17 protein-coding genes are annotated in these 22334 nt (G+C 36.0%); 4 read left to right on the top strand and 13 right to left on the bottom strand.

Annotated elements, in window-relative coordinates; genetic code table 11:
* Positions 1–208: 208 nt before the first annotated feature.
* From H8Z77_RS03435 to H8Z77_RS03410, 6 genes are all read right to left on the bottom strand, one after another.
* On the bottom strand, positions 209–961 hold the full coding sequence (locus H8Z77_RS03435) for a hypothetical protein (RefSeq protein ID WP_069988769.1): 753 nt from the start codon (positions 959–961) through the stop codon (positions 209–211).
* Positions 930–1853 carry a hypothetical protein gene (locus tag H8Z77_RS03430; RefSeq protein ID WP_069988768.1) on the bottom strand — a complete coding sequence of 308 codons (924 nt, stop codon included), beginning with the start codon at positions 1851–1853 and terminating at the stop codon, positions 930–932. The genes H8Z77_RS03435 and H8Z77_RS03430 overlap by 32 nt, the downstream gene beginning before the upstream one ends.
* Positions 1854–1875: 22 nt before the next feature.
* Complete coding sequence (locus H8Z77_RS03425; RefSeq protein WP_069988767.1) at positions 1876–2346, bottom strand: hypothetical protein; 471 nt, start codon at positions 2344–2346, stop codon at positions 1876–1878.
* 5 nt (positions 2347–2351) lie between these two features.
* On the bottom strand, positions 2352–3077 hold the full coding sequence (locus tag H8Z77_RS03420) for a DUF4367 domain-containing protein (RefSeq protein WP_069988766.1): 726 nt from the start codon (positions 3075–3077) through the stop codon (positions 2352–2354).
* Positions 3067–3597, bottom strand: coding sequence for an RNA polymerase sigma factor (locus H8Z77_RS03415; protein WP_069988765.1), 531 nt, complete (start codon positions 3595–3597; stop codon positions 3067–3069). Before H8Z77_RS03415 ends, H8Z77_RS03420 begins: the two co-directional genes overlap by 11 nt.
* 116 nt (positions 3598–3713) lie before the next feature.
* Positions 3714–3977 carry an AbrB/MazE/SpoVT family DNA-binding domain-containing protein gene (locus H8Z77_RS03410; protein WP_069988764.1) on the bottom strand — a complete coding sequence of 88 codons (264 nt, stop codon included), beginning with the start codon at positions 3975–3977 and terminating at the stop codon, positions 3714–3716.
* Positions 3978–4191: 214 nt separating this feature from the next.
* Between H8Z77_RS03410 and H8Z77_RS03405 the strand changes: the two genes are divergently transcribed.
* Entirely contained in the window at positions 4192–4494 is a 303-nt protein-coding gene (locus H8Z77_RS03405; RefSeq protein WP_069988763.1) for a helix-turn-helix domain-containing protein, read from the top strand.
* A 150-nt stretch (positions 4495–4644) separates the two neighbouring features.
* A complete protein-coding gene (locus tag H8Z77_RS03400; RefSeq protein WP_069988762.1) occupies positions 4645–4968 on the top strand; it encodes a helix-turn-helix domain-containing protein in 324 nt (107 codons plus the stop codon).
* 302 nt (positions 4969–5270) lie between these two features.
* On the opposite strand, the gene H8Z77_RS03395 is transcribed toward H8Z77_RS03400, so the two are convergent.
* Positions 5271–5486, bottom strand: coding sequence for a hypothetical protein (locus H8Z77_RS03395; protein WP_069988761.1), 216 nt, complete (start codon positions 5484–5486; stop codon positions 5271–5273).
* A gap of 220 nt (positions 5487–5706) precedes the next feature.
* Between H8Z77_RS03395 and H8Z77_RS03390 the strand changes: the two genes are divergently transcribed.
* Entirely contained in the window at positions 5707–9243 is a 3537-nt protein-coding gene (locus H8Z77_RS03390; RefSeq protein ID WP_186996189.1) for a C39 family peptidase, read from the top strand.
* Positions 9244–9519: 276 nt separating this feature from the next.
* On the opposite strand, the gene H8Z77_RS03385 is transcribed toward H8Z77_RS03390, so the two are convergent.
* The 5 genes from H8Z77_RS03385 to H8Z77_RS03365 form a co-directional block, all read right to left on the bottom strand.
* Complete coding sequence (locus H8Z77_RS03385) at positions 9520–9924, bottom strand: hypothetical protein (protein ID WP_069988758.1); 405 nt, start codon at positions 9922–9924, stop codon at positions 9520–9522.
* A gap of 379 nt (positions 9925–10303) precedes the next feature.
* Entirely contained in the window at positions 10304–11563 is a 1260-nt protein-coding gene (gene dinB / locus H8Z77_RS03380) for a DNA polymerase IV (protein ID WP_476703393.1), read from the bottom strand.
* Between the two features lie 64 nt (positions 11564–11627).
* Positions 11628–12203, bottom strand: coding sequence for an SOS response-associated peptidase (locus tag H8Z77_RS03375; RefSeq protein ID WP_069988756.1), 576 nt, complete (start codon positions 12201–12203; stop codon positions 11628–11630).
* Between the two features lies 1 nt (position 12204).
* On the bottom strand, positions 12205–12447 hold the full coding sequence (locus H8Z77_RS03370) for a hypothetical protein (protein WP_069988755.1): 243 nt from the start codon (positions 12445–12447) through the stop codon (positions 12205–12207).
* A gap of 497 nt (positions 12448–12944) precedes the next feature.
* Entirely contained in the window at positions 12945–16847 is a 3903-nt protein-coding gene (locus tag H8Z77_RS03365) for a glycosyl hydrolase (RefSeq protein ID WP_186996188.1), read from the bottom strand.
* A 424-nt stretch (positions 16848–17271) separates the two neighbouring features.
* On the opposite strand from H8Z77_RS03365, the gene H8Z77_RS03360 reads away from it, so the two are divergent.
* Complete coding sequence (locus tag H8Z77_RS03360; protein WP_186996187.1) at positions 17272–18138, top strand: AraC family transcriptional regulator; 867 nt, start codon at positions 17272–17274, stop codon at positions 18136–18138.
* A 169-nt stretch (positions 18139–18307) separates the two neighbouring features.
* Here the strand turns inward: H8Z77_RS03360 and H8Z77_RS03355 are convergent, their stop codons facing one another.
* Positions 18308–22270 carry an alpha-L-rhamnosidase-related protein gene (locus H8Z77_RS03355; protein WP_186996186.1) on the bottom strand — a complete coding sequence of 1321 codons (3963 nt, stop codon included), beginning with the start codon at positions 22268–22270 and terminating at the stop codon, positions 18308–18310.
* Positions 22271–22334 lie beyond the last annotated feature (64 nt).

The raw sequence follows: 22334 nt of genomic DNA, 5'->3' as shown, positions 1-22334 counted from the left end.
TTTTTCGTATTCTTTCCTTTTTCATCCTCAGAGCCCTTCATATTTGTCATAAACCAATTATTGCAATATGAATATTTTATCTATCATAACACGAACAACAACGATTGTAAATATGTGCCGATTTGTGAATATTAAGAAAGAATTTTGGATACTACTATTTGCATTAAAAAAGCGTATTGTGTAAACAATACGCTTCTGAAAAAATATATTACTTTATGTTGGATAAAAAATAATAACCACTGATTTCTCTTTGTAGTTCTTTGTGTATATTATGTAATTTTTGAATCTTGGATAGCAAAACTCTTTGTTCTATGTTCTTCGAATTGCTCATCCCATTAAGTATTTTTCTTCTATCATTCATTAAGCATTGAATTTTAGTATTCTTTGCTATTTTTTCGGAATCAACATTTGTTCCGAATATTACTTGGATATCCTGCAATACCGCTCTTTTATTTATCGGTTCTTTGTCATCTTGAATTAAATTTATGATTTCTATTTGTTTCGCCTTTGCGATTTTACATAGCTGTCTTGTTTTTAACTCATAGTCCCTAAACACCCCAATTAATGTAGATGATACACTGAGCAAATATTTTTGAAAATCATCATCATTTTTATATTCTTCATATAGGTTTAACCATCCATCAAACTGTTGTAAATCATGTGTTTTCTTTTTTTCTTTACTGCTCCAATCATTTGTAATAAAGACTATTTTAGTTTTGGGATATTCTTTTTTAAATTGTATTACCTGTAAGCAGAATTGGAATTCCAACTCGTTTCTGCATTGGCTTAAAAATATACATTTTCCTTGCTCAATGCAGCTTTGAATTGCATAATTCATAGCATCTAAATAGATTTCTGGATCATATTTTGTGGTATAATTGAGATTGTATCCACTGAAATATGGAAGCGCAAAAAGAACAGTTTTCTTTTTATTTCTTTGAGAAAGACATTTGATTTTCATTGTCTGTATTCCTTTTTTTCCTACTTCTTTTACGATTCTTAGCCATCGCCGTTATGTCTGATTGAGTCACATTTTGGGCAATATCATTCGCGGCCTGGGCAATTAATTTTAAGATATGTACTTGATTACTATCATAGATGACCGCTAACCTTTTTATTTCTTTCATCGTGATATCCATTCTGGATAATTGCTGTATGATCTGATAATTTTCATTCTGTATTTCGTTATATTCTTGGCTCTTAAGAACATTTTCCCGAATCATTTTGCCATAATGGTAACTATAACATAGCTTTAATGATTTCTGAAAATCTTCATCAAAACCAGAATTAAATAGTAGATCGTAATGCAGCCCATTGCCAATATCAGATTTACTGCGATCATCAAAAATATTAATAAAAGAACAATGGTATTCTTTCGCCAGCTTTACAATAGTAGATACGACGAGATTTGACAGAGCAAAATTCCCAATAATACACGATACCTTTTGAACTACAGAATCCAAAAACTTTGTGTAATTATAATAGTTTTGATTCTCAGTGAAATAATAGCTGCCATCCATTTTCTCCTGTATAGACACGAAATCTGTTTGGTTCACAAAATTCCGCCAGGAAACCATTTCTATATTTTTCTTTTTTAAACAGACAAAATATACCTTAATGGGATAATCCTTTTTTAGTTCCAGCAACTCTTTTGCACAGCTTATTTCAAAGGCGTTATGGCACATACACAAAAATGTATCATACCCTTTTTGAATGACTTTCCGCAATTCATATTGGATTTCATTCATTTGATAATAACACTTTGTTTGAGCGTTATAAGTCTGGGAATAGGAGGCTATCAGAGCTGTTTTTTCTTTTTCTAATTTTAAAGACTCAATTTCATGGTATTCCATTTGTTCGCTCCAGAGCCTTTCCTTAAATATGGATGGTTTTGCTGTATACAGTTACAGATTCTACGATAGATCCAGAACTGCTGTACACAAGTACAGTTGTCTTTGCCCGGTAGTATCCTGATACTGATGTGGAATATATCGTGGATAAAACTTTGGCTCCATTTCCAGGATTGTACGTCCGGCTGTTGGATCTCATGACACTCCAATTTGAATTGTTGGTGGATTTTTCTATGTAAACATTCTGTACGATTTTGTTTGAGCTGAACGAAACATAATTTCCGCTTCCTGTAAACGTGTTATTATTGTAGCTGATATCGCACCACACCTGATTCAGATAATCCAAGTATGGGGTTACTTCTTCTGTGTTCCCATTGCATACAAATGTTTGGCTGGTTTGTTGTGGTTCTGCCGCATAAACCGTTGTTGCTGTAGTTGACACTAGCATAACAGAAGCGAGACATGCGGATAAAATTTTTGTTTTTAATTGTTTCATTTTCCTCACCTTTCTGGCTGAACACTCTTTGCCATTTGAATTAATATATCTTTATCAGTTCCGCTTAAAGTCCATATATATGTATTATCAGTAAACACAATACTATATGTGGTCTTATTATCGAAACTTTTCGTCAATAATTGGGCTTCCATCTGATCAAGCCAAATTGTTTCTGAATCAGTATTCTCCATATCCAATACTCCCCCAGATTCCTGCGGTTGTTGCGTGAAATAGATCTGATTTCCTGATTCATTTGCTGTATATTCAATAGTTACCATATTATTGGATGATATTTGCAAATTCGTTTGTGTGTAGTCCTCTGGAATCTCCGGTGGATAAATTTCAATATCCCCTATAACTTGGCTATAGCCATGGACAACGCCATACTCATTGTCTATTCCTGCCAAGATATCAATCGCAGCCCGTCGAAATGCTCCGACAGAACAAACTGCAATCAATAGAACCATTAATAATATGGATAGCACAACTGCAATTCTGCCAACCCATCTGATTTTTGGATGAGGTTGGCTTTTTTTAAATTCTTTGTTTAATTTACGCCGAAATCGATTCAACTGTTCCTTATTTAATTGAAATTTTTCTTTTTCAGAAAGAGCGTCATTTTTATTTTTTAGTTCATCCCCAAGACTATTTGTGAAATCTTCTATACTGTACATTAATAACATTTCATCATTGAGTTCTTGGATTTTATTTATCCGTTCATTAATTGTCATTTAAGTTTTCTCCCTTTATCAGTTTGAGAGCCTTTTTCCTGGCTCGGCTTAGATATACATGGATACTATTTGAAGGTATTCCCATAAGCTTTGCAATATCAGTTAGCTTCATATCAAGAAAATAGAAATAAAGCAACAGATCCCTATCACGTTCATTCAGTTGAGATAAAACACTTAATATTTCTATTCTGGAAAACTCCTGTTCCGAGCTGGAATCGGTATAATTCTGTATTATTTTTGTCTCCAGTTTCTGAAGCCGGTGCTGCTTGCGTTGGTATTCAATTGCTACAGTCTTAAGAGTATAAGTTAAATAAACAATCTGTGCCTTTTCTTCTAAACTCCTCAATGTATCAACGTACTTGATCAGCTTCAGGAAAGTCATTTGAATCAAATCATCCGCATTATCATCGCCACAGAAAGAAATGGCCGTATACTTCATAATTGGATAAAACTTACGATACAGGCTTTCAAAAAACTCACGATCATCCTCATTGTTTAACAGATTGAAAAATAAAATCATTTCTTTTTCCTTTTTTCATTTTAGGTGTTCTGTTTTTGCAGTCCCAAACCGTTTTTAAATATAGAGGTTTCTTTTTGATGCAAACGTTCTTGTTTACTTAAATGATAAATTGTTATTTATGGCATATGGAATTTTTGAATGGTCTGGATACAATTTCTGCAAAGCAAAGACCCGTTAATTTCATGTAGGTCATCTTCGGCCTTACAGATTTTGCATTGTTTTGGAATTGGCGCAAGGATAATTTCATCATTTTCCATCCAGATATCAATATCTGTTTCCCCATCGGCAATACAAAATGATTTTCGTAATTCTTTTGGAAGAACAATCCTTCCCACTTTATCGAGATTGCGAACGATTCCTGTTGATTTTCGAATACTCATATTTCCTCCTACTTCACAAAAAGATGAATTAATCATTTTATTTTTATAATAATGACGAATAAAACACCATATTAAATTAAAAAAATAATTATAATTATTATTAAGGTGATTTATTTGATAATTTTATAGAATTAAAGATGAATAATTCACCTTTAATGGATAAAAAAATTTATTACTAAAAATATCAATCTATAATACTATATATGGTGATAAAATGAATGCTGAATTTTTTAGACAACGATTAATTGAATTACTAGAAAAAAATCAAATACCACAATCAAGAATGAGCTTAGAGCTAGGACGTAGCCCCAGCTATATTCGTGGTCTTACTTCTGGTCGCTCACTTCCTAAAATGGATGCGTTTTTTGATATTTGTGAGTATCTGAATATAACTCCAGCAGAATTTTTTGCACCATTAAATGACAGTTCTGTAGTAGAACAAACAACCAGTGATTTTTTGAAATTATCTTCAGATAGTAAATTAGCATTGAGAGATATCATTAAAAGGCTTAAATAAAAATTAATACTTTTACATTATAATCCATTTATTTCTAATTGTAGCATAAAATTTCATAAACTGCAACCATATTTTTTAGTTATAGTTTGTTCTTTTTCCTAGAATTATATTCTATTATTAAAAGTAATTATAAAAGAGGAGGGTTCAGTTATGAAATTAGACTATCATGTTATTGGTCAACGAATTAGATTAAAAAGACGTGAACTGAATCTAACTCAAATGAAATTAAGTGAACTTATTGATGTAAGCGAAACTTATATGTCAGAAATTGAGCGTGGAAAATCGAAAGTAAGTTTACAAGTAATATCCAATATAGCTAGAGTGCTTCATACAAGCTTGGACTATTTAGTCTTTGGAATTCCAGAAGAAGAATTAAAAATGGATATGGATAGCTTATATCAAGATATTTTAAATTTATCCCCTGAAGAAAATAGAAGTTTAAAAGCATTTTTAACAGCATTAAAACAAAAATAGCTAACCACTTAATTAATATAATACATGATAATTCTTTTAGAAAGATAGAATCTACAAAATAAATCATCCACGTAAACTTGATTTTTGCGTGGATTTTATTTTTGACATTATAAAAAAATATAATTTAATCACAACTTACTAACTACTGAAAGAGCCGCCTGTAATTTAAGCGACTCTTGCTCATTGTATACTTATTTTTGCAACAACCTGTCTTAGGGTGTTACCGATAATACCTTTATTTTCAATAGAGCGATGTTTATTTTGATTGTCAACCAGTTTGAATCTTTTCAAACTGGTGTTTTTTATGTTTTTCCTTTTAGAAAAGCTTCAGGATGGATCACATGGTCGTTGACTGGGTCGAGGGCAAAAAGGGCGGGGTCGGTCAACATAATTCCCCATTGAATCGAGAAATGGCCGAATCTTCTTCGGAGAGTATCGACAGACTCCTCCAGCCATTCCTGCTTCTGCCGTTTCGCTGCATCCGCAAACAGAGATAACTGCTGTGTAGCCTGTATCACAAAATTAAAAGATTATACACCTAAACTTTTTATTGGGGGTTTCTGGTTTGTACATCTAGAAAAAACTATAAATTTGAAAAATTATTTAGATGCCATAGAAAGTCACATAGCTAACAAATTAAAATTGTAATAGATAGATTAAAGAATATTTGTCTTTGAACCGGTTTATAAAACGATTTTTTAATTATATCTAAATATCAAAAACAAGGAGGTATATATAATGGAAAATAAATATATAAATATTTACAATTTTAAAATTGAACCAAGACAGGAAGTAACATCAGGTGCCCAATTTTCCTATATCATAGACGGTACATGGCATAACTTCAGTGGTAAAGTAGAAAACCAATTATTAGATGGACTCAGAATTACCACCAATGCCAGTGATTATTATTTGATGTACCGTACGAAAAATGCGGGTGAAAGCGGATATTATCCAAGTGTAAGCAGTAGAGGTTCTGACTTTGCCGGTTCCAGTACGGGTAAAAAAATGCACTTACTGCAAATCAAAGCACATAATAACGCTGGAGCAGAAACGTCGGATGTAGTAGTTATGTACCGTGTCCACGCTGATTTCAAATGGCAGCCATGGGTATGCAGCGTAAACAATTTGTCTATTATGCAAAGTATCCAGAACCAATACGGGCTAGATGGCAAATTAGATACAAGCGGAGATGATTTCGCTGGTATTGATGGATATATGGTCAGTGGTGTTGAGATTCGTATTTTCAAGATAGGATCTACAGGTGGTTCTGGTGGTGGTGAAATCACATCAGGTGCCCAATTTTCCTATATCATAGACGGTGCATGGCATAACTTCAGTGGTAAAATAGAAAACCAATTATTAGATGGACTCAGGATTACCACCAATGCCAGTGATTATTATTTAATGTACCGTACGAAAAACGCGGGTGAAAGCGGATATTATCCAAGTGTAAGCAGTAGGGGTTCTGATTTTGCCGGTTCCAGTACGGGTAAAAAAATGCACTTACTGCAAATCAAAGCACATAATAACGCTGGAGCAGAAACGTCGGATGTAGTAGTTATGTACCGTGTCCACGCTGATTTCAAATGGCAGCCATGGGTATGCAGCGTAAACAATTTGTCTATTATGCAAAGTATCCAGAACCAATATGGGTTAGATGGTAAATTAGATACAAGCGGAGATGATTTCGCTGGTATTGATGGATATATGGTCAGTGGTGTTGAGATTCGTATTTTCAAGATAGGATCTACAGGTGGTTCTGGTGGTGGTGAAATCACATCAGGTGCCCAATTTTCCTATATCATAGACGGTGCATGGCATGACTTCAGTGGTAAAGTAGAAAACCAATTATTAGATGGACTCAGAATTACCACCAATGCCAGTGATTATTATTTGATGTACCGTACGAAAAATGCGGGTGAAAGCGGATATTATCCAAGTGTAAGCAGTAGAGGTTCTGACTTTGCCGGTTCCAGTACGGGTAAAAAAATGCACTTACTGCAAATCAAAGCACATAATAACGCTGGAGCAGAAACGTCGGATGTAGTAGTTATGTACCGTGTCCATGCTGATTTCAAATGGCAGCCATGGGTATGCAGCGTAAACAATTTGTCTATTATGCAAAGTATCCAGAACCAATATGGGTTAGATGGTAAATTAGATACAAGCAGTGATGATTTCGCTGGTATTGACGGATATATGGTCAGTGGTGTTGAAATTCGTATTTTCAAGATAGGATCTACAGGTGGTTCTGGTGGTGGTGAAATCACATCAGGTGCCCAATTTTCCTATATCATAGACGGTGCATGGCATAACTTCAGTGGTAAAATAGAAAACCAATTATTAGATGGACTCAGGATTACCACCAATGCCAGTGATTATTATTTAATGTACCGTACGAAAAACGCGGGTGAAAGCGGATATTATCCAAGTGTAAGCAGTAGGGGTTCTGATTTTGCCGGTTCCAGTACGGGTAAAAAAATGCACTTACTGCAAATCAAAGCACATAATAACGCTGGAGCAGAAACGTCGGATGTAGTAGTTATGTACCGTGTCCATGCTGATTTCAAATGGCAGCCATGGGTATGCAGCGTAAACAATTTGTCTATTATGCAAAGTATTCAAAACCAATATGGGTTAGATGGTAAATTAGACACAAGCAGTGATGATTTCGCTGGTATTGACGGATATATGGTCAGTGGTGTTGAAATTCGTATTTTTAGGCAAGGCAGTACCGGAGGCGGTTCAACTGAAACACCAACAGGAAAGTATAAAATTATTGATGCTCCGTTTATTGCACAAAATCCAAAATGGCCTACCGGATGTGAAAGCGTTAGTACTGTAATGGCTTTGAATTACATTGGGAATAATATAAGTGTCGATACATTTATTGATAATTATCTGGATATGCAGCCTTATCCATTTGATCCAAATGAAACTTTTGGCGGTAATCCAAGAGATGGTGGAAGTTATGGATGTTATGCACCAGTTATTCAAAAAGCATTAAATAAAATTTTGCCGAATACAGGCTACTCCTCAAAAGTATTGAGTAATGTATCATTACAGGAATTGTGCTCCAAATATATTGACAATAATATTCCTGTAATTATGTGGGCAACTATGTCAATGAGAAAACCTTATGTCAGCAAAATATGGAACTACAATAATAGAGTAATAAACTGGATTGCTCCAGAACATTGTTTGTTGTTAGTCGGCTATGATGATAACAACTATATCTTTAACGATCCATTAGAACATAAGCAAACATACTACAGTAAGTCTTCTGTAGAAGCTGCTTATGATGGATTAGGAAAACAAGCTATTATACTCGAAAAAAATGAACCTGTCACTCCTCCATATATTTATGAGAGACCTTCTATTCCAAATGTTAAACCAGAAAATATCTCTATTTTATCATTAATACCACAATTTATAGAATTAGAAAATTTGTATAAACAATATCATGATGATAAGATTAAAAATGAACCTGGATTACAAACAACTCCAACTCATATTGTATTAGGAATGGTAAATTTTATTAGGTCACAACAATATGATGAATATGAATGGTATTTCACAACAATGCGCCCAATTGATACTGATTTTGTTAATAGAGTGAAACAACATGTACCAACAGGTTCAGATAAAACACTATTTGAACAGATGGAACCGTATATTCAAAAAGGAACAAGATTACTTGTATCAGATGGAGATAGAGGGTTAATTGATCTAGCGCATATGGCAGCTACTATAGATGCATATATCAATGAAGGTCTGCCACCACACTTTTGGGCCGGTTGGGGTGGAGACCTAGCGACTGGAATGGCAGACACAACAAAAAGTATTAATCCAAATGTTTCATTTAATGAAATGCAAAAAATGGCAGATCGAATAATCGGAAATGAAGATTCAAGTTGTAATTATAGTGATTTCTGTTCAGATTTTGATGCTTATAAAATCAGTACTAAAATTAAAGAGTCTTATGGTACAAGCAACTGGAATTTTCATATATTTTCTGATATAATTCAATCATACTATACAAATTATTATCCATTATTCTCCAATCGCTTCAAATGGATTACAGAAGAATTGAATTGCTCTACTGATTTGAATAGTTTAAAAGATGCAATTTATTCTGCAATGAATGGTTTAGACGAAAGAGCTCCACTTTTTGGGTTGCTAGTTTTAAAGGCAAACAATCCTTCAGATAAAGTAAATAAAGCTTGCTGTAATTCTTTTTCAAATTATATTTATTCTATTCTTAATGAATAATATATTTTGACAAAAATATGCTAAATAAAAAAGATGGTTTCTATTTGAACTGCTCCAAAATGTGCAGACAGAACAAAAAAGGCTACTATGGTAGTCAATATTAAATTCTAAGCAACAAACTGACTTCGTTTTTCAAGCGGAGTCAGTTTTGTTTTTGTATAAGAAAACCTCCTATGGTAATTTCTTTAAGTTTACCATAGGAGGCCTTTTTTTACTATTGTCTGTTTTTACTGGACTTGTTCAATAGAAACCGCCTTTTAATTTAATTATGAATCTTTAAAAATAAAATTTTATGTAAAATTTTGTGATGAAATATGACAACAAATAAAATACTATAAAAATACAAGCATATAAAACATTTGCTTTAATATATGGAAAAACGTTCATATATTCATATAACAATATACTGCTTAGGGATGGGATACACAATGTAAACCAAGTTATTAAAAAAAACAATAGACTTAATATTAAAAATTTTAAACAAGAAATATTGTATTTTTTTATTGCGCGATATCCCAATAATAATCCAAAAACAAATTGACCTAAATAAATGGTAGGATAATAAATTATAAATCCCCAAAAATACATCCATCCGCTATTACTTGGCAGTATATATACTATCATCATTATCAAAGCAACAAAGGCATCATAAATTAAAAAATCGCGTATTGCTTTTAACATAATATATACCTCCTAATGATTTAAACTCTCAATCCCTTATAGTATTTCTTTCTTACTCTACTTTTTGTATTACATCATCATTTGATATCCATCCTTTAGGAATATCAAAACTAAAAGAAATGTATCCGTTTTTATTATTTTGGGTAATATTATCCATTGAAAGTGGACATAAATTTTTTAATTGCATTTTTCATTTTAATTCTCCTTTTTTATTTTTATTATAACATAAAGCAATAGAGAAAAATATAGGTAATATGTCAAATAAAAGGATAAACAGTGCAATTTTATTTGACAGTAAAGGGATAAAAGTATCATTTCAACATTTTATCATAAGGCTGGAAACTGAAAATAGGGTTTCCAGCCTTGTTTTTTGCATATTTTATATTTTCCCTTTTAAAAAAGCCTCTGGATGGATTACATGGTCGTTGACTGGATCAAGGTTCGAAAGTTCCGTGTCAGTTAGCATAATCCCACGCTGTATGGAAAAATATCCAAATCTTCTTCTCAGGTTGTCGATGGATTCCTCCAAGCATTCCTGTTTCTGCCGTTTTGCTGTGTCCGCAAACAGAGATAACTGCTGTGTGGTCTGTACCATCAAATTGCAGGCTCTTACCCCCAGACTGCGCACCGGATTTTCTGGTCTGTGCATTTGATACAGGGCATATGCCTGTTGAAAGAGTTCCTTCGCCGTACAACTTGGATACAATAACCGTCCCTGCCGTTCATAGGATTTCAACTGATTATCCCGTATTGTAATTTGCACGGTACGGCACAGAAAATCAGCAGCCCTCAGCCGTTCCGCCACGCTCTCCGAGAGTACATACAACGTAATTTTGATATCATCATCGGTAATTAAATCTCTGGGGGCGGTGGTGCTGTTCCCGATGGTTTTGATAATCCGGTTGGAGTCAAAAGTACTGACCTCAGAAGTATCCATCCCATTGGCAAACAGCCAGAGCATGATTCCATTTTTTCCAAGCAATCGGTAAAGAAAATCTTTGTTTGTCCGTGCCAAATCCCCGATGGTGTGGATACAGTGATTGGACAACTTCCGTTCCGTAGCCTTCCCTACATAGAGCAGGTCTCTAGCTGGCAGCGGCCATACTTTTTGCTGAAAATGCTGTTGATCAATCACGGTGGTTGCGTCAGGCTTTCTCATATCTGAACCTAACTTCGCAAATACTTTGTTGTAGGAAACTCCCACGCTTGCTGTTATGCCTAATTCAAACTGAATCCGTTTCCGCAGCTCGTCTGCAATCTGTTTACCCGAACCAAACAGTTGGGTGGAACCGGAAACATCCAACCAACATTCATCCAAACCAAACGGTTCCACCTGGTCAGTATAATCCGAATAGATATCCCTGGCGATCTCAGAATAACGCATGTACAAATCATAGTGGGGCGGCGTAAACACAATCTCTTTGCATTTTTTCTTTGCCATCCAAAGAGGGTCACCCGTCTGGATACCATAAGCTTTTGCCTGGTAATTCTTTGCCAATACAATTCCGTGCCGTTGCTCTGGATCGCCAGCCACAGCCACTGGTTTTCCTCTCAGCTCTGGATTGTATAAGCACTCGACACTGGCGTAAAAATTATTCAAATCGCTGTGCAGAATTACTTTTTGCTGCAACTGATTCACCTCTTTAAAGAACATCTGTTCTTATTATAAAGGTTTTTTCTTAAATTTTCACTGGAAATATCTTCTAGGCAACAGTATACACCAGAGAGGGAAACTCTCCACGCAAAATTTCTGATGTACTGTTGGAATCCTCAATCCATTGCTCAATCTGATTTGGCAATAGAACAACGGGCATCCGATGATGAATCTCCCGTATGGATTCATTCCCCTCTGTTGTCAGGATGACGTACCTCTGTTCTCCTTTGTATTCGTTGTAGATTCCAGCCATATATAAAACATTGCTTTGAGGCAATAAAAAACGGTATTTCTGATGTGCTTCATCTTGACTCCATTCATAGAATCCGGTAGATGGGATCACGCAACGACGGAAAATAAGGCTCTCACGGAACATCTTTTTCTCAAACGCTGTTTCTGAACGAGCGTTTATGATAACTCCTTTATTTTTGAAATGGGGAAATCCCCAAATTGCAGCATCTGGATGAATACTACCGTTTTCCTGTTTCAGAATAGGTGCGATATTGGTAGGAAAGATTTCTCCAGTTTTCATCTCCACGCTGGGATGCTTCGCGCTTACTTCCTGAATGATTTTTAAGATTTCCTTGTTTTGTTCATCGGTAAATAAACTGTAACGTCCACACATATTACCCTTCCTTCCCTTCTACGAACCATCGGGGTTCCTCATAAAACAAATAGGTTTGATGTCCATTGATTCTAATAGTATAGCGAATTCCCTGACCACCAGCTTTCAGACTGGCAGCTCTCCTTCGATCCAATACACGGTCAATAGGAAAAATAGTCCCATCCTCCCACCTAATTGACAAAGGTGTCAGGTTTCCCTCAGTATCAAATTTTGCGGTAACCTCTACAAATACCTTCCTAGCCAAATAAAAACCTCTTTTCCTGTTTTTATTATCCTTTGCATTTATTAAGATTGCTATACGAAATAAAAAATATATAAAATACAATTATCTTTTCTGTAATCATATATCTTTACTATGATGAGTTCCCTTTCTCCTGTCATGATGACAGGTACCACCTTTCCGATGGAAAGTGATTTTTTCTTGTTTATTTTAAGGTGAATAATAGGCTATTTTCCCTTTAAAGTATCCATGGAACAAAGAATTGTTTCTTCGAATTGATGAATCAAAATATTTTTTATAACTCTATGGTCTATTTTGGACTACTCAATAAATTTGGATATTGCTTTTTTATCATTTTTTTGCATGATATAGATTGAGTCTTTCTAAAAAATTAATTATTTCTATTTTTAATAACCCTAAATTGTTATTGTATATTGATCAAAAAATATCTCCAGCCTTTCTTTTAGAAAAGCTGGAGATATTTTATATGAGAGAAAAGAGAAATAGAAATTTACTATTGATTATTTTTTCTTACGAGTGAGTAATAATGATGCACCAGCCAATGTGATGGCTGTCAAGCCTGCGATTGGAGCGAAATCCCCTGTTTTGGCTGCATTTGCTTTTGGTGTGGTGGATTCCTGTCCAGTTTGAGTAGCTGTATCATCAGTAGATGACGTTGTTTCTTCTGAAACAGTTCCATCTACTGCTACTAACTGATCCATTGCAGCTTGCACATTTGTTACTGCTGCATCTACTTCTTCCTGGCTTGCGTTTTCATTGTTATATACATCCTTTGCTTCCGCTACTGCTGCTTCTAATGCTGCGTAGCTCTCCGTTGTGTATGCATTCGCATCCACTTTGCCTGCTTCCGCAAGAACATCTTCTAAAACAGACTTATCCGCTTTGAATCGTAAATTCAGCATTGCGTTTAATAAATCATCCGCTACTTGGTTGATTTCTGCCTGCATGGCGTCGCCATCTTCATATACTGCTACTGCTGCTTCCAATGCTTCGGTAAATTTTGCTTTTCCCGCTTCTACATAACGGTCAAGTTCTGCATTGATTTCATTTGCTGCTTCAATCAAAGATGCCAGTTCTGTTTTATCCCCAGCTACAAATCCTAATTTGTGAATTTCATTCAACAGTGTTTTCCATGCTGCATCCACTTCTTCTTGAGTTGCTGCTACATTGTCGGCTACTGTTTTCGCATTTTCTAAAGCAACATCAAAGGATTTCTGTACACTTTCAATGGCATTGTCATATTCTCCGCTTGCTTTCGCATTTTCCGCATAAGTAATGACAGAATCCAAAATAGATTTATTACTTTGTATTTCAGCTATTGGAACTTTTGTATAAGTGATCAAACTAGTATTTCCTACCATTCCATAATTATCTGAAGTTACTGGAATCAGCCATCCACTATATCCATTTTCCGTAAGTCGATTTCGCAGGCTACTGGTCACTCTTACTTCAATACTATTTTCTCCAGGAACTACAAACTCACTAATATCCGCTGTAGCGTTATCCATATTAATTGGAACTTGAGTACCATTGATAAACAGTGCTACTGTGCCGCCTGATACAGAATCGGCCTGAAACACAAGACCATCTTGTTCTAATTCCCAATCTTCTGGCAAAGCAAAAGTATTGCGATAGGTTCCTACGCCGGATACATAAGGACCTACGGATTCTATGTCTTTCCACGGAATCAGTTCAGTTTTCCCTACATGGATTAGCTCTTTTTTGGTTGTATAAGCAGCTTCAGTGGTAGTGTACCCTAGTCCTCTATCCTCTGTACGGGTTATTTTTTCTCCTGGTTTCCAGTCTTCTATCGTTAAGTCCCAATTATCAAGGTTGATATCCTCTGGAGCTTGTACCTCAACCTGATAGGTTGTTCCATCACTATAGGAGAGTGTTGTAGTACCACTTTGTGTTACATACATACTGGAATCTGTAACCTGATATACATTGTCGGTGGTGGCCACAACAGTTGGTTGGGTTTCGTCCGCGCCATTTGGATCTAACGCAAATACCATAATATCTCCAGGTCCCAAATCCACATTGAGGATCGTTCTACCATTTTCGTAAGCATATACGCCAGTTTCTGTTACTTCACCTGTCCAGGTATCCAAGATATATGGTTTATAAATACCATCAACAGAAACTTGCCCCTTATAGTTTTCAGTATCAGTGTACATATAATTGTATAAATAGAGGTAGGTCGCATCGTCATCTTTCCGTAAAACAGAAAGCAAATTTTGTTGATCATTCTCTATATATTCCGCACGTGGGTGGACGCCCAAACCAATTAAAGCGTCATATGCTTCCGCCTGTGTTTGTACGCTTGCTACATTGTCCAGTTCCCGCATTTGATCCATTACTTGTTTTAGCTCTTCGTCTTTTCCATCATAGAATCCTGTAGTAATTGCTGCACTTTCATTGTATTTTGTAACATTTTGTTGAACATCTTCCTCTGTTGGGCCATCAACAAGTACAACAGGTAGTCCGGACTCAGCCCATTGCAACAAAATTTGCGCACTTTCATATGGCATTTCCTCTTCAAATACAATTAAAGCCTGATAAGCTGCACTATCCGCCTGAACTACACCATCGCTACAAGTGATATCTTCATCCTGCAATAAAACAGGGGAGAAATAATCATAAGTATAGCCAGCATCTTGCAAAGTAGTGTCTTTCCAGTAGATTCCTTCATGCCGGCGTAAATGGTTGTTATCATAACTATCAGTAAAATACCAATAAGAATTATCCATCCTATATTCGTTCCGCAATACTCCTAAATCCATTTGGACAGACCCTTGCCGTAATGCTTTTTGTGTCCTTGCAACATGAGCGTTGAACTCTGGATAGTCAATAGAATTGGGTTGGCGTTTGTTAAAACGTTCTGACATAAAAACTGACATTCCTTCATACCCAGGCCAATTTACATTTTGTTCCGGACCATATTCAGAGGAGTAACCATGGACTACAGTCCTTTGTACACCTGCTGCAAATTGTGTATAGAATATTTGTCTAAAATAGTCGTTATTGTATAAATAGTTTCCTGAACAGATTGCTCCCGTTTCAGAAGAATACAATTTATCGTATAAATGTGCTCCCCCTGCCTGCCCACGGAAGCGGTCAAGTTCAGAGAAAAACTCCAAGGATTCCGTTTCCACATAATCAACCGATTTAATAGGCTGGGATAGTTCAAATAATTGGCCATAAGAAGTTTCCGCACGCAAGGTCATACCAAAAGTATGAAGCCACTCCCGAATAGGTTCAAGGCAGTTTTCCATATACAGTTCTGTATTTGTTTGATAGGTATCCCTACGGATTTTTTCTGTAAGCCCATTATCTCTGTCTTTATTTTCGACCTCATATTTATATTTTAAACCCATACTACGGTCTGCAACAATTAAAGGCAGATATTTGGTTAAATCATAACCACGACGGTTTTTAAATTCTTCTAAATAATCTTCACTCCATAGCTGCCCTGCTGTATCTGGTCCTTTGGTACCAAGTTCCAAAGAATCCATATAAAGGGAAACGTCACCATTCTTTTGGATTTGTTCCCTTAAATCTTCTGTAAGGACATTTTCTTCCCAATAATCAATCAACGCATTGGCGCCGTCTTTGGTTAAATAGTTAATGGTATAGGATTTTCCAATGGAAGGTTTGTAGTTTTCCGCTGTACCATACTGCCAGAATACAAAAACAGTGTAATTTCCATCAGCTGGGGCAGTATAATCCATACTCCAGATTCCGTTTTCATCTTGTGTTGCAGAATCTGTAATATCTGTTAGAGAATCTTCACTCAATAGTGGTATCCCATCATCTGCTGTCCCTTGTGACTTCGCAACAATTACTTTTTCCAAACGCATTTTTGTCGCGCCTTCTGGAAGTCTTACTTTTGGCAATTCACCAGAATAATGTTCTCCTCCTGCCAGATCAATGGTTTTATATCCCAGTTCCTGGGATGCCGTCTGATCATCTGGTGTAATATTAACTAAATTAGCGGTTGCCCAGTTTGTTCCACTGGTAAAACTCACACCCATTCCTAACTTTGTACATTCTTCTACAATTAAATGGGAATCATGAATCCACTCCTCCGATCCCCACGCATAGGTGGCGTCATCCAAATAAGCGGATTCATCCAGAGTCACAAATTCCAACGCACCAAATCCAGAATCATATAACTCATGGATAGATTCAATCAATGTTTGGTCTGTGTGGGAGCCCTCTGCTAACCACCATCTCGCCTCTGGTTTGTAATCCATCTCTACGTTTTGGAAACGGCTGCTGATTGTTTGCGCAAAATCCTGTTGCTGTGTTGATTGTGCATTAACAGATAAGACAGTGCCAGCTGCCAAAGATGCACAAAGAACAGACGCGAGCATTTTGCTCAACACTTTTTGTTTTTTCATGGTAATTCCTCTCTTTCTTTGATCTATTGATCAATATTTTACTAAATTGTATCATTTTTTTGGCGGATATAGTATGGCTCTAACTGGCTTAAACAGTCGTTTTTTATGATAAATGATGTACAATTTAAAAAATAATATTGATGATATCCATATCAAAAGAGGAAGGGCATTTTTCCATCTATTTTATATTGACAAAAAAGATTTATTTATGTTATCTTGAATAAAAGGGAGGTAATTTATCATGAGGAAATCGGATTATCATAATTTTAACAATATAGTCGAAGAGATTCATAAAACTTCAATAAAAGGCAAAAAATTTTGGAAAAGTTTTCTCAGTGATAAAGATACAATAAAATATTTAAGTTTTATCCAGAAACAAACAGATCTATCAAAATCGTATCCTCCGATTGAGTTCAAAGAAAATATGTTTTTTGATAACCAGGAAGAAATTATTATTTGTATTGATAAACAAATAAATGAACTGCACGTTAAACAGAAAATAAAATTTGAACATTACCATTCTTTTTTTGAGTTGGCTTATGTATTCTCTGGGAGTTTTGATACTACAGTTGGAGGTAAAAAGTACCTTTTGCCTGCTGGTTCTATTCTAATATTTAACACGAAAGCAAGCCATTATATTGAAGCTAAAGAAGAGGGAAGTATTTTAATCAATATATTGGTTCGTAAATCTACTTTTGCGAATTCTATGTTACATATGATACAGAAAAACGATTTATTTTTTAGTTTTTTCCTCCATTCTCTTTATGATATCAAAAATGAACCTGTTACTTTTCAATTTTCAGCAGAAAAAGGCAGCATGGTAGAAGAGATTGTTTACCATATTGTACGGGAGTATTACGATAAATCAGCTTATAGCCAATCCATGATGAGTTATTTGTTTTGCTGTTTGTTAACCGAACTTACCCGACAATACCAGGAAAAAGCCTCTCAACCAATCTTAAAAGACCAAAAAGATAGCTTAGATATATCGCGGATTATTGCATACATCAGTGAGAACTGCAATTCTATTACACTGGTGCAAGTAGCAGAACATTTCCATTACAGCACTACTTATATTTCTAAATCAATCCACCGTGCTTCAGGAAAAACATTTACGGAACTGCTAAATTCATTTAAAATGGAAAAAGCAACTTACTATTTAAAGAATTCCGATTTTTCTATTGAAAAAATCTCACTTTTATTGGGATATTCAGAACGCTCCACCTTTGATAAAACATTCAAAAAATATCATGGAAAAACACCGATTCAATATAGAAAATCCAGTAAATAATTCAACCTAAAAGGTAGACACCTATATTTTGTAACCTTGTGCTTTATATAAATAGCAAAGGGGATTACTTAATTTTACAAAAGTGTATGTGTATAAATAAACCAGGGGATCCAATTAGATCCCCTGATTTTTCATTATATAGAAAAGAGAAAAAGAAATTTATAAGTTATTATTTTTTCTTGTGGATAAATAACAGGACCGCTCCTGCTAAGGTGATTGTTGCTAATCCTACGATTGGGGCAAAATCGCCTGTTTTCGCCGCATTTGCTTTTGGTGTAGTAGATTCCTGTCCTGTCTGGCTTCCAGCTGTATCATTGTTTTCGGTTGGAGTTTCAACAGGGGTTCCTTCTACTGCTATCAAGTTATTCATTGCAACCTGTATTTTTGTTACTGCTGCATCTACTTCTTCCTGGGTTGCGTTTTCATTGTTGTATACATCGTTTGCTTCTGCTACTGCTGCTTGTAATGCTGCATAGCTCTCTGCTGTGTATGCGTTTGCGTCCACTTTGCCTGCTTCTGCAAGAACATCTTCCAAAATCGATTTATCCGCTTTATATCTCAGGTTTAGCATAGCGTTCAACAGATTTTCTGCCGCTTCATTGATTTCCACCTGCATGGCGTCTCCGTCATTGTATACACCCTTGGCTGCTTCTAATGCTGTGGTGAATTCCGCTTGACCTGCTTCTACATATTTGTTCAGGTCTATTTCTTTTGCTGCTTCGATTAAACTAGCTAAGCTGTCTTTATCACCAGCTACAAATCCTAATTTGTGGATTTCATTCAGCAGTGTTTTCCATGCTTGGTCAATTTCTTCTTGACTTGCATTTTCATTTTTCGCTACTGTTTTCGCATTTTCCAGTGCTGTATCAAAAGATTTTTGTACACTTTCAATGGCGTTGTCATATTCCCCACTTGCTTTTGCATTTTCCGCATAGGCAATGACAGAATCCAGAATATCCTTATTGGTTTCAGTCGCTGTAAAGGTATAACTTCCTGCTTCGGAAATTTCATAAACAGCATAATCCTTTTGATATGCCTGTTTAATTCCCTTATACTGGGCATTGCTGGATGTTACAACTCCTTGACCTGATTCCACTGGAACCCAAATTTCAGCGTTGTTTCCCGGGGAAACCACTGTCATGTCCAAAGTAGTATCTGTCTTATTGATAGTTACATCAATATTACCGATTTCAGACGGTACACGGGTATTGATTTCTTCAAAATTACCTAACTGTGGTACTACGTGCCAGGTGGAATATCCTGCCCCAGTTGGTTCCACACCTGCTGCGTAACGGGACATGGCAATCATACTACCGCCAGACCAACCATGGTTTTTGGTTCCACTAGTTCTATCCCATAATTCCCACAAAGTACTATCAGTAGAAGTATTTACCATTTCCATCATGCGTTTTTCAATGCGGCTCATGGCATCTGTATCATACCCCATCATATACAATGCTTGAATTACATATTTCTCCATATAGATACTAGCATTTTCATAAGCTGGTGTAGATTCTGTACCCATAAATACATCCCGCATTTGAGAATATCTTTCTTCTGGGATTAATCCAAAAATAACGCCTAAAGCATTCACACGATCATCTACTACATGACTGCCATTTTCCAATTCAGATGGCTGATACCAATCAGTTTCATTCCATTCTGTTGCATATGCCTGTAAATCTTCATTCCAGAATTTTTCAAAGTTCTGCTCAATACTTGCCAAACGTTCGTCCAACCAGTCTTTTTGTTCCTGTGTTGCCGGAACACCTTCTACATCTGCCAATGCTCTTACCGATTTTGCGGAAATATACCACCACGCATTGGTTTCCACCAAAGTATCCATATTATTGCCCCAGTCGAGCCAATTACTCATAAAATCATTATACATAGTAGTATCCGGTGTACGAACAGAAATTAGTCCGGAATATTCCCCATCTTCCATAATATCATAGTTAGTTAAATAATTGTACAATGGCTGATAGGTATCCTGCACCAGTTCTGTATCCCCTGTAAATAGGTAGTAATTTTCCGCTGCCAATGCAGTTCCTAAAGATTGCGCACAAATCTCCTGTTCCAACACACCTGGACGTACATTGCTCATAAAATAATAGGTTCTGCCATTCCGTTCTCCGACTTCCTGCCAATCGCAAATATTGCGGATCGCTTTTTCACTGATAGCGTTTGCTTCTGGTCCTAAAGAATAGAAAGCTTCTTCTATTTCATTAATGGCGTCCCCGATATATTGACCTCTTTCCCGGTCAGGGCAGTCCATATACTGGTCACGGATGGTGACATATAAAGAACGGGTTGCCTTTTTCCAAAGCTCATCATAAAAGTTATTATCTGTATTTGCCTCTTCTTCTGTCCAAGTATGCCCTCCTGTAAAGGCTGCTACAGATGGATCGTTTTCATTCACGGAACTATCAAAATATCCAACAAAATCAGTATTTTCTCCAGCAGGCACATTATATCCTGTTTCACGGAATCCAACTTCTTTTACTTTAACGCCATCTGGAACATCAAAATACAAGAAGTCCCCGTTGATCCAGTTCTTTCCCTCAAATTCCTGGGCGCCCTTTTTGGTGATGTAAGCAATATGCTCATCTGATAAATCGTAAGTATCGGTATACATTTTAATCGTTTTTCCTGCTTCTGTTCCATCATCTAAAATGATATATGGAACCATCTGGCAGTTATAAGGCAATTGTGCCTGGTATTTTTGTCCATTATCAGAAAGTGTTCCCAGCATTGTCAATTCCGAAGTTTGCATACCATTAGAAAAGTTACTACCTTGAAATATAGAGCAATCTTCTGCTGTTTCAAAATTATTGGCATAACTACTTCCATCTATTCCTTTGATTGTGATGTTTTTAATGGTAGCAGCACCAATCCCTGTTCCTGATAACTCTCCTGCATAACCAAACGATAATTGGTTTGATGCTAAATTATCAGTTAAAGTATATATAAGTACATCGTTTAAATATAAATTGGTTTCCTGTTCATTGATAACATCCAAACGGATATTAATATTATCTTTATAATTTTCTCTTGTAAGAATATTTGAAATATCAATATTAGCAATAGATTTTTGTGAATCTGATAAATACAGAGTCGCCTTATCGCCACCATCCAGATAATTGATACAATCAATATAAGCTTTATAATAATGATTGGCATCTGTAGCACCAAAAAGGAAACTTATATTCGCAAGTTTAAAACTAAGAATATTGACAACAGACAATGTAAGGTCAGTTTCAATAGAATATGTATTTGAAGTAATCCCTAAATCAGAAATGGGAGTGGTAACAATTTGCGGGGAATAACCGTCCACAGGAGTAAACTCCAGTGGTTTCCTGCCATAATCCTTCCATTGTGGAATTGGCCGTTCTACCAGATCATTCCAAGGCCCATCCCCGGCATAACCTGGATCTTGCTCATCCTCTCCGATATTTTGCGCCAAACTCCAGCCATTTACTTCAGATGGGACATAGTCTGGATTAATCCAATCAATCTCCTGTCTTCCGTCATACAAGACATTGTATTCTGCTAACAACCCACTAGTAGAATGGGAATCCTTCAGATTCGCCGGGCTCCTCATACTCCACCATAAGCCATCTCCAGTTTCGATTATCTGATTGGTATTGCTGTCGATCAGATCGGAAGATACCAATAATCCACCGCTACCACTTGGATTGTTATGCCCTACTGTATTCCCCCAATACCATACCTGGATTGCGATAGTATTCTTCCCAGGCTGTAGATAATCTACAATATCTACAGTATCATAATAGGTGTCTTCTGGATTTGGTCCGCGTTTTACGCCACCCTCCCAAACTACTTCTTCTCCATTGACATACAACCAATATTTCACATCTACTGCGATTTTCAATTTCGCCATTTCTGGAACAGATTCCAATGTAAAATCACGGCGGAAATTCATCCAAACATCCTGTTCAGATGCCAGACCATTCTCATCCAGTTCATCGCCATCCCAAATCCAGTTGGATGTGCCCCAATTTTCTGTTAGAGGCTGTTCATCTGCCTGCGCTGGAAAAGCAAACAAAACACTGGTTGCCAATGCCGCTGCCAACAAGCTAGAAAGCATACGGTGTAATTTAAAACTTTTCATTTTTATGTTCCTCCTTAATTTTTAATTATATTTTAACAAAATATAATTTAACTTAATATATAAA

Origin of the sequence: Clostridium facile, assembly GCF_014297275.1 — a bacterium.
Lineage (GTDB): Bacteria > Bacillota > Clostridia > Oscillospirales > Ruminococcaceae > Massilioclostridium > Massilioclostridium facile.
Note: the sequence above shows the minus strand (reverse complement) of the source record. Positions and strands in the feature narration are given on the sequence as shown.